Raw genomic sequence first — 9,630 nt, 5'->3', positions numbered from 1 at the left:
AAAGAAAGAGACCTTATCTGAAGAAAAGGTTCCGTTTGAAACAGTTTCAACTCCTTTTTCAATCTTTACATCAGCCGATAAAGATATTTGCCCGTCATACTTTATTCCTGGGGAATGTTTTTCTAATAAGGATTCTAAATTTAAAAGATTCAGGTCTTTTGCATTTATATGGAAACTGTCTATTTCAGCACAAAAACCCTTTACATGCGTGGAAAAAGTAATAAAAAAAGATATGAGAAAAATAACTACAAAAGCTTCAACTCTTCGCATTGTCCGCCTCGCCAAAGACCATTGGGATCTCTCTGGTTGAACAAGAGACAAGCATTGAGAGGTAGATAGCGAGTCCAAGTCCAGCCTTAATCACACTTTCTTCAACTCTGGACGATTTATCCATGTTTGCGCCAATATATTGATTACATTACCACATAAGAAATATAATACCAATCCCGATGGGAAATTATAAAAGATAAATAGCATAAAAATAGGAAACATCAACATCATCGGCTGAGATGTCCCCGTGCTTCCTGAAACCTTTTGCTGTACAAAGGTTACCCCAGTCATTATTATAGGCAGAATATTGATGGCTGATCCAATATAGGGGAGACTGAAGGGCAAAGAAAGGGCATCCGGTAGCGAAAGATCTTTTATCCAGAAGATGAAAGGAGCACCTCTTAGTTCAATAACAGAGCGTAAGGTCATGAACAAGCCTATGAAAATAGGTAATTGAAGTAGCATTGGCAAGCACCCTCCCGCAGGATTTACTTTATGCCGCCGATATAGCTCCATAACCTCTTTGTTCATTCTTTGAGCATCATCCTTAAATTCCTTCCTTAGCTTTTCCATTTCGGGTTGTAATTTACGCATTTCTTTCATTGACCTAAAACTTTTCAAAGAAAGAGGAAGAAGAATAAGGTTAATAAGAACAGTCAAGAGAATTATTGCAACTCCGTAATTGTTGGTAAGCCTATGGAAGAATTTAAGAATATGGACTATACGAAAAAGGTTCCCAAAGAGCCCATAATCAACTATTTTCGATGTTTCCCGTCCAATCTGATATAAATTCTCCAGTTTCTTGGGGCCTAAATACATCTGGAAAGAAAATTCTCTTGTTTGCGAAGGGCTAAGGGAAGGTATAGCTACTTTTAATCCTATTGTCTTTTCTTCGCGTTCATTCTTGTGTATGTAAGCGCTTTTGACATCTCCGTTGGGTATTAAAATTTTTGCAAAATACTTATTCTGCAAAGCCACCCAACCAATTTGTCCATATACTGTTTTTTCCACAATTTTGTTTTGAGAGCCCCTGCCAAATTTCTCTCGTTTTAATTGGTTGTCGACAAAAACTGCAGGTTCAAATTTGGTATAAGCGCGAATGCCATCGTCAATACCCACATCCGGGCCACAAGTTATGAGGAAATTATTGTTTTCAAAAACACTGGAGCCAATATTCTCCACTATAATTTTTACGTCTACCAAATATGAATCCGGCTCGAAAACAAATTCCTTTTTAATCGCGATAACACCCGGTATTTCCTGGATTAGTTGGACTCTACCTGATCCCGTCCTTACCAATTTGTAATTGTTTTTCTCCGACCATATTAATGTGTTGTTTTTGTCTATGATTTTCAAGAAAGGGGGTAGGGAATCATGGTAAAGCTCGCTAAAAGATATTAATTCAACACCTTTGTCTTCGGCAGGTTCTTTTAGCTGTGAAACCTCATATCTTAATTTTTCTATCGAATATAAAACGGGTGAATTTATCTCTGCATCCCGAGACCTTGACTGTTGACGAAATTGTTGCTGTGCCTTTTGCAATTTCTGCTCTAATTGTCCAACTCCGACGTCTCTTGTTTCATATTCATTTAATTTATAGCTTCTAATTCCGCCCTTTTCTGAGAGCAAAGCAGTATATAGAGGCAATTTGATTGCAATTTCTTCAGATTTAGTAATTTCAAATGCCGCTTCATTTAATAACCATTCTGTTTTTTCTTCGCTTTTTTCTTGGCTTTCTTCTAATTGTCCTTGCTTTTTAGGTTGGGGAGCATTAATAAACGAAAAAGCGAAAAGAACAATGATTATTAGAAAAACAGCCAATATTAATCTTTTTTCCATAAAATAAACCTCACTTTGCTTGACCCGCAAAGAAATTTATCTGCCCGCCAACCCTCCTGCCAAATATTGGCGGGCAAGGACTCAGCAAGCGGGTTTCTAACGGGTCTTTTGACTACGATTACACTCCGATATCATGTCGAAAAAAATTCAGTGATTAAAATAATTCTGTTTAAACCTTCTATCCCCAAATCACTTCACTGGATCATAACCCCCGGGGTGAAACGGGTGACACTTAAAAATTCTAACCAATGCGTAAAAAACACCCTTCAGTGAACCTTTTTTTTCTATAGCTTCATAAGCGTACTGGGAACAACTCGGATAGAAACGGCAACATTTTAACGATAATGGGGAAACAAAACGTTTATAAAAAATCAACAACTTTAATAAGACTACCCGAATGTCCATATGCAGTATAGAGTGACAAAACTTCCAAAACCCTCTTTTTCCCCTTCGGAAAATTTTCCATCAGAGGCAGTTGCCGGCAACAGAAACTAAACCTTTTAGTCTATCGAAATTCTTTTCCTGCCTTTCTTTCGACGTCTGGTTAAAATCTTTCTGCCATCTTTACTTTTTAATCTCTTTAAGAAGCCATGAGTTCTGTTTCTCTTCCTTTTAGATGGTTGATAAGTTCTTTTAGGCATTGTTTTTCTCCTTTTGAATTAACAGGGCATTATAAGATAACCCTCCCTAATCGTCAAATTTTATATGATATCAAATCAAAACAACATAAGGGCCGCTTGCTTAGGATAAATTTTCTACGCAAGGCATACAGGAATAAGTTGTTTTGGCAGAAAACCTTATCTGTTTATAAAAAACAATCCTGCCCGCTTCCACAAGGCAGGCGGATATGCCTAAACTTTAAATTTATTGATATCAACTTCTTTGCCAATAACCATCAAAACGCTATCCGGTTTTATTTTGACATCAGCTTCCGGTATCAAATGCAGTGTGTCCTGAAGCACATCCTTTACGGCAATGACTTCGACATTATATTTGTTGCGCAATTGAAGCTCCTTCAACGATTTCCCAACGAAATTATCAGGAACAGCAATTTCCACTATGCTGTATTCGGAAGCAAGCGGAATATGCTCAATAAGATTAGGTATTGTTAACCTGTGAGCTAATCTTACTGCCTCTTCTTTTTCCGGATAAATAATCTCCATTGCTCCTATTAACTTTAATATTTGCCCATGGTCATCATTTATTGCTTTCACTATAATCTTTTTAACTCCCAATTCTTTTAAATAAAGCGTGGTCAAGATGCTTGATTCTATTTTGTCCCCCAAACTTACAATAGCCGCGTCAATATCATTACTTATAAATTCTGACAACGCCTCTTTCTCCTTAACGTTTACAACAACTGCCTGAGTTACCTTATCTTTAATTTGTTCAATTTTTTTACTGTTTGCATCTATGGCTAGCACCTGATTTCTCTGTTCAAACAAAGAAATTGCTACATTGTGCCCGAAATTACCCAACCCTATTACCACAAATTGTCTCATTGTAAACCCTCCTCTATAACAGAAAACAGATGACAGATGACAGAGAACAGAAAAACAAGAATGGAAACACAATAGAAATAAGGTAGATATGCAGTGGAAACACGTAGTAGACAAACAATGTATTTCAACATATTTCCATGTATTTCGATTATATTTCTTTCTTATTTTCTAATATCTGTCTTCTGATTTCTGGTTTTATATCATCCCACCAATACATCCGCTTCGGAATATTTAAATCTTGCTGGCTTTGGTTTGCCCACAAGCGAAAAACCAATAGCCAATGGCCCCATTCTTCCAACTAACATTGTAATGGATATAACAATTTTGCCAACATCGCTAAGAGACGAAGTAATCCCCATAGACAAACCTACATTACCTAAAGCTGATACTACCTCAAATAAAACCTTAAGAAAAGCGGCTTTTTCTGTAAAAACCAATATTCCCGTAGCAAGAACGACCCACAAAACAGCAATAGCGCTTATTGCAAAAACTTTATTTACTACTTGCGAGGAAATTCTTCTCTTAAAAAGATTAATGTTTTCTTTACCTGTTAAAAGTGAAAAAAGAAACATTAGTATTATTCCAAAAGACACTGTTTTAATTCCTGCTCCCGTACCTCCGGGAGAAGCTCCCACAAACATTAACAAAATTATCGCAAATAGACTTGAAGACTTCATAGCTCCAATATCAACCGTATTAAAACCCGTAGTAGTGGAGGCGGATATTGATTGGAAAACAGAATTAAGCAACACTTCGCCTGCCGGGGATGGATTAACTTTTATTTGTGAAACAAAAATAATAACAGCGCCCAAAAACATAAGCATTACCGACATCAATAGAACAAATTTACTATGGACGGTCAGGATAGGCATCCTTTTTGTTTCAATCGCCTTCTTGCCTGAGGCATAGATATCATACAATACAAAAAAACCGATAGCGCCTGCGATACAAACAATATTGACAATTAAATTTATAGCGATATTTGTCCTATAAGCGCTAAAACTTGTCGAAAAAAGACTAAATCCCGCAGTGCAAAAAGCTGAAATTGAATGAAAAACTCCATAATATATCGCCTCTTTTAAGGGGAAAAAACTATTCCAACGAAAAGCCAATAGCGCCGCTGCGATAAGTTCAATAATAAAAGTAAAAATAATCACTACTTTCACAAATTTGAGCATATCTATTGAACTGGGACGCGCTAGGGATTCATTTAAAAGTATTCTGCTGTTAAAAGACATCCTCCCGCCTACACCCAAAATAATTAAAGCAATAAAAATCATATATCCCAGGCCACAAATCTGAATAAGAACAAGGATAACTGTTTGGCCAAAAAATGAATAAAATTTACCCGTATCGGCAACTATTAAACCGGTAGTCGTAACGGCAGAAGTAGAAGTAAATAAAACATCGACAAAAGATTGCGTAACGTTTCCAGATGTTGCAATAGGCAAAGAAAGCAAGAACGTTCCCGTTACAATCATCAAAATAAATCCCATTAATAAAGTTTGGGCAGGCGTAATCCTTTTCCAAAACTTTTGCGAATTTATCATGGTATTAATTCAGAAGACAGAAACCAGATGTCAGACAACAGATATGAGAAATTATATTTTCCCTGTCTTCTGTATTCTGTTATTTTATCAGTCGGGGCGACTGGATTCGAACCAGCGACCTCTTGAACCCCATTCAAGCGCGCTAACCAAACTGCGCCACGCCCCGTTATTCAATCAGTTATCATATATCACAACCAACAACCTTCCCGAACGCTTTCGGGACGCGCTAACCATCCGCCACTACTACTCTGGCGGATGACCGCCAACATTTCAATGGCGGTCAAACTGCGCCACGCCCCGATTTTAATCAGCTATCATATGTCACAACCAACAACCTTCCCAAACGCTTTCGGGACACGCTAACCATCCGCCACTACTACTCTGGCGGATGACCGCCAACGTTTCAATGGCGGTCAAACTGCGCCACGCCCCGGTATAACAAACAATAATATAAAAAATTACAATTTAGGTGGAAATACAATGGAAATATCTTGAAATACTTTGAAATAAATCGCCTCGCTACAATGTATTTCTATCATATTTCTACGTATATCTATTTATATCCCTTTTATATTTTTTTACCTGTTTACTATTTCCAATATCGATTCAAGCTCTTTTTTCACAAGATTAATTATATCTTTTGTGTTTCCTGAAATTTCTCCTCTTTGAGCTTCCTTTATTTTCCTTTTTACGCCCCCTGCCTTATATTTTTTATCATATATTAACTCTTTTATCTTTTTTATCAACTCTAAATCCGTATTTTTATATCTTCTTTTCCCGCGGGAATCTCTTTCAGGGCGAAGGAGATTATACTTTTTTTCCCAATAACGAACTATATGTGGAGCAACTCCTGTATGTTCGCTTGCTTCTTGAATAGAATAAAATAATTTTGAATTCATAATAACCCGTTCGCTTCGCTTGCACAGTAATCACATATAAGATTTATCATTCATAATCTTCCAATAGGAATATATGAAAAGCCCATTCGTTTCATTTTTGGGGGGTCATAAATATTTCGGCCATCGGCTATTATCGGTTTTTTTAAAGATGCCTTGATTTTTAATAAATCCGGGTGTAAAAAATCTTTCCACTCAGTAAGAATAAGCAATGCGTCAGCCCCCTTTATTGCTTCATAAGGACATTTACTATACATAATCTTGGGGAATATCTTTTTCATATTATCCATAGTTTTAGGATCAAACGCACGAATATTTTTAACTTTTCTCTTTATAAGTTCCTTAATAATATAGGTAGCCGGAGCCTCTCTTGTGTCATCTGTTTCCGGCTTAAATGATAATCCCCAGATTGCAATTGTTTTGCCTTTAAATTTTCCGATAACTTTTTCTAGGCGTTTTATAAAATGCATCCTGCGTTCTTCGTTTATGTTGCGGACTTCTTCAATTAATTTAAAATTACAACCGCTTTTTTTACCTATGTGTATAAAAGCCGATACGTCTTTGGGAAAACATGAACCGCCATAGCCGATACCCGCTTTTAAAAAGTCTTCTCCGATACGTTTATCAAGCCCCATACCTTTTGCAACCTTTACGACATCTGCGCCTGTCTTTTCGCATAGATTTGCCAACATATTTGCAAACGATATCTTCATTGCAAGAAAAGAATTGGATGCATGTTTTATAAGTTCCGCCGATTTAATATCCGTCATAAGAATCGGCGCATTTAGCGGCGAATAAAGTTGGACAAGATAAGATGCCGCTTTTTGCGAAGATACGCCAATGATAACCCTATCTGGGTGCATAAAATCATGAATAGCAGCTCCTTCTCTCAAAAATTCAGGGTTTGATGCAACATCAAATTCTACTCCTTTTGGAGCTTGTTTTTTCAAAGTTTTTAAAATCCATTCGCCCGTTTCTACCGGAACAGTAGATTTCTCCACCACAAGTTTATAACCGTTAAGCGCCTGCGCAATTTGCGAAGCGGTTTTTTTGATTGCCGACATATCGACTTCACCTGTTTTGCGCGATGGAGTCCCGACGCATATAAATATTATTTCAGAAGCCAAAACTGCGCTAATAGTGTCTCCCGAAAACGAAAGCCGCCCTTCGATATAGTTGGAGTGCACCAACTTGTCTAATCCGGGTTCATAGAAAGGGATTTTGCCGTCTTTAAGTGTCTGTAGCTTTTTTTTGTCGTGGTCAACACATATTACGTCATGCCCAAGCTCTGCAAAACAAGCTCCTGTAACTAGCCCTACATGACCTGAGCCAATAACCGTTATTTTCATTTGTTTACCCCTTTCGTCTCCAGATATCAGATTTTACGAAGGACAAAGCAAGAGGGACAATGGACGAAAAAACATCTCTCGTCCTAACAAACAAAGTGAGTGGTCGTCTCTCGTTTCATGCTCTGTTCTCTGTCTTTATAAAATATAACGCGAAAGATTTTTGTCTTTCACTATATCTTTTAATTTATCCCTGACGTATTTTCTGTTGATATTAATTTTTTTACCTTTTAGTTCCGGACCCCGGAAAGAAATGTCTTCCACCACCTTTTCCATTATCGTATAAAGTCTTCTTGCCCCTATATTTTCGGTTTGCTCGTTTACGGTTTGTGCAATAGAAGATAATTCATCAACAGCATCGGTCAAAAATTTTACATTTATTCCTTCGGTTTTAAGAAGCGCCGTGTATTGTTTAATTAAAGAATTATCCGGCTCTATCAATATTCTCTTAAGGTCTTGCTTGTTTAGACTTTTCAGTTCAACCCTTATAGGAAACCTTCCCTGAAGCTCCGGGATTAAATCGGAAGGCTTCTTTGCATGAAATGCGCCTGCAGCAATAAATAAAACGTGGTCGGTTTTCACCACGCCGTACTTGGTAGTAACCGCTGTCCCTTCTATGATCGGCAGAAGGTCTCTTTGAACACCTTCCCTGGAAATATCAGGCCCGTGAGCCGATTCTCTGCCTGCCACTTTATCAATTTCATCAATAAATATAATGCCTGAATTTTCCGCTTTTGATATGCCTTCTTTTATAACCGTATCCATATCAAGCAGTTTATCCACTTCTTCCTGAATAAGAATTTTGCGCGCCTGTGATATTGTTGCTTTTCTGTTTTTCTTCTGCGGCGACATCGCCTTGCCAAACATCTCTTGGAAATTTATTCCAAACTCTTCTATGCCCGAAGAAGAGAAAATTTCAATTAACGGCATAGCGCTTTTTTTAACTTCAAGCTCAATTATTCTCTTGTCTATCTTTCCAGACAAAAGCTGCGCCCTCATTTTCTCGCGCACTCGTTTTCTTTGTAATTCTGATTTTTTATTATCGCCGGAAACTGCCTTGCGTAACGGAGGAAGAAGTAAATCTAAGATTCTTTCTTCGGTCAATTCCTTGGCTTTAGCTTCGACTTCTTTTCTTTTTTCGGCTTTTACCATGTTGATAGATATGTCCACCAAATCGCGCACCATTGATTCTATATCTCTGCCGACATATCCGACTTCGGTATATTTTGACGCTTCCACTTTCAAGAACGGCGCCTGAGCCAAACGCGCCAATCTACGGGCAATCTCGGTTTTTCCAATGCCGGTTGAGCCAATCATAATAATGTTTTTCGGGGCGACTTCATCGCGTAAATCCTGCGACAGTTTCTGTCTCCTCCAACGGTTACGCAAAGCAATAGCCACGCATTTCTTCGCTTCGTTTTGTCCGATTATATATTTGTTTAACGATGCGACAACTTCTCTTGGAGTAAGAACTTCGCTCATAATTCTGCCACCTCAATCTCTTTATTGGTATAAATACAAACGGTAGAAGCTGTTCGAATCGCTTCTTTTACAATATCTTTTGCCTTGAGATTAGAATGTTTAATCAAAACTCTTGCTGCCGACAAAGCATACGGACCGCCGGAACCAATGGCAATGATTCCGTCATCCGGCTCCATTACGTCTCCGTTACCTGAAAGCAAAAAACTCTTTTCCTTGTCCGCTACGACAAGTAATGCTTCAAGTTTTCTTAAGACCCTATCCGTTCTCCAGTCTTTTGCCAATTCCAAAGCAGCTCTTTGTAAATTTCCGCTGAATGCTTCTAATTTCGTCTCAAATCTCTCAAATAAGGTAAAAGCGTCTGCTGTTGAACCTGCAAATCCCGCAAGTATCTTATTGTCATACATTTTTCGTATCTTCTTGGCTTTATGTTTTAAAATTGTATGTTGCAAAGTAACCTGACCGTCTCCGCCAATAGCTACCTCACCTTTATGTCTTACTACTACAATCGTTGTGGCATGCATGATATTAAATCCTCCTCACCGCCCGTTTAAATAGGCAGATAATCACGTTGATTATAACACAAGAGGGTATTGATTTTTAGATTATACACGGGATTTAAAAAGCAAGAAGAGAGAGGAGAATACTAGGACATCAGAAAATCAGGGCTTAAATAAATTAGGAATGTTTTTTCTATTCTTGGTTAATTGGTGAAGGACCGAATTCTCTCTCTCTTTCAAAACTTCGT

10 protein-coding genes and 1 tRNA gene are annotated in these 9,630 nt (G+C 37.8%); all 11 read right to left on the bottom strand.

The window, feature by feature from the left end; translation table 11 throughout:
- Positions 1–270 (bottom strand): hypothetical protein (locus tag KAS42_00370; protein ID MCK4904687.1); only part of this gene is annotated, 270 nt, incomplete at its 3' end.
- 90 nt (positions 271–360) lie between these two features.
- Positions 361–2,109, bottom strand: a complete 1,749-nt coding sequence (yidC, locus tag KAS42_00365) for a membrane protein insertase YidC (protein ID MCK4904686.1) — start codon at positions 2,107–2,109, stop codon at positions 361–363.
- Positions 2,110–2,298: 189 nt separating this feature from the next.
- Positions 2,299–2,514, bottom strand: a complete 216-nt coding sequence (gene yidD, locus KAS42_00360; GenBank protein MCK4904685.1) for a membrane protein insertion efficiency factor YidD — start codon at positions 2,512–2,514, stop codon at positions 2,299–2,301.
- Positions 2,515–2,609: 95 nt separating this feature from the next.
- Complete coding sequence (gene rpmH, locus KAS42_00355; GenBank protein ID MCK4904684.1) at positions 2,610–2,750, bottom strand: 50S ribosomal protein L34; 141 nt, start codon at positions 2,748–2,750, stop codon at positions 2,610–2,612.
- A 210-nt stretch (positions 2,751–2,960) separates the two neighbouring features.
- Positions 2,961–3,611, bottom strand: coding sequence for a TrkA family potassium uptake protein (locus tag KAS42_00350; GenBank protein ID MCK4904683.1), 651 nt, complete (start codon positions 3,609–3,611; stop codon positions 2,961–2,963).
- Positions 3,612–3,811: 200 nt separating this feature from the next.
- Positions 3,812–5,161 (bottom strand): hypothetical protein, encoded by a 1,350-nt coding sequence (locus KAS42_00345; protein ID MCK4904682.1) that lies wholly within the window; start codon positions 5,159–5,161, stop codon positions 3,812–3,814.
- A 91-nt stretch (positions 5,162–5,252) separates the two neighbouring features.
- Positions 5,253–5,327 (bottom strand) — tRNA-Pro (locus KAS42_00340).
- Positions 5,328–5,739: 412 nt separating this feature from the next.
- Positions 5,740–6,060, bottom strand: coding sequence for a MerR family transcriptional regulator (locus KAS42_00335; GenBank protein ID MCK4904681.1), 321 nt, complete (start codon positions 6,058–6,060; stop codon positions 5,740–5,742).
- 50 nt (positions 6,061–6,110) lie between these two features.
- Complete coding sequence (locus KAS42_00330; GenBank protein ID MCK4904680.1) at positions 6,111–7,406, bottom strand: UDP-glucose/GDP-mannose dehydrogenase family protein; 1,296 nt, start codon at positions 7,404–7,406, stop codon at positions 6,111–6,113.
- 135 nt (positions 7,407–7,541) lie between these two features.
- Positions 7,542–8,885, bottom strand: coding sequence for an ATP-dependent protease ATPase subunit HslU (gene hslU / locus KAS42_00325; GenBank protein ID MCK4904679.1), 1,344 nt, complete (start codon positions 8,883–8,885; stop codon positions 7,542–7,544).
- Positions 8,882–9,406: an ATP-dependent protease subunit HslV gene (hslV, locus tag KAS42_00320; protein MCK4904678.1), complete on the bottom strand. Its 525-nt coding sequence runs from the start codon at positions 9,404–9,406 to the stop codon at positions 8,882–8,884. The genes hslU and hslV overlap by 4 nt, the downstream gene beginning before the upstream one ends.
- Positions 9,407–9,630: the final 224 nt, after the last annotated feature.

It is taken from the genome of bacterium (assembly GCA_023135785.1).
In the GTDB taxonomy this organism is placed as follows: Bacteria; CAIJMQ01; CAIJMQ01; order CAIJMQ01; family CAIJMQ01; genus CAZNJA01.
The sequence above is the reverse complement of the archived record's forward strand: the minus strand, read 5'-3'. Positions and strand labels throughout refer to the sequence as shown.

Coding starts and splice junctions, on each gene's coding strand:
- hslU (MCK4904679.1), bottom strand. CDS start 8,885: ATGAGCGAAGTTCTTACTCCAAGAGAAGTTGTCGCATCGTTAAACAAA.
- KAS42_00350 (MCK4904683.1), bottom strand. CDS start 3,611: ATGAGACAATTTGTGGTAATAGGGTTGGGTAATTTCGGGCACAATGTA.
- yidC (MCK4904686.1), bottom strand. CDS start 2,109: ATGGAAAAAAGATTAATATTGGCTGTTTTTCTAATAATCATTGTTCTT.
- yidD (MCK4904685.1), bottom strand. CDS start 2,514: ATGGACATTCGGGTAGTCTTATTAAAGTTGTTGATTTTTTATAAACGT.
- KAS42_00335 (MCK4904681.1), bottom strand. CDS start 6,060: ATGAATTCAAAATTATTTTATTCTATTCAAGAAGCAAGCGAACATACA.
- KAS42_00345 (MCK4904682.1), bottom strand. CDS start 5,161: ATGATAAATTCGCAAAAGTTTTGGAAAAGGATTACGCCTGCCCAAACT.
- KAS42_00330 (MCK4904680.1), bottom strand. CDS start 7,406: ATGAAAATAACGGTTATTGGCTCAGGTCATGTAGGGCTAGTTACAGGA.
- hslV (MCK4904678.1), bottom strand. CDS start 9,406: ATGCATGCCACAACGATTGTAGTAGTAAGACATAAAGGTGAGGTAGCT.
- rpmH (MCK4904684.1), bottom strand. CDS start 2,750: ATGCCTAAAAGAACTTATCAACCATCTAAAAGGAAGAGAAACAGAACT.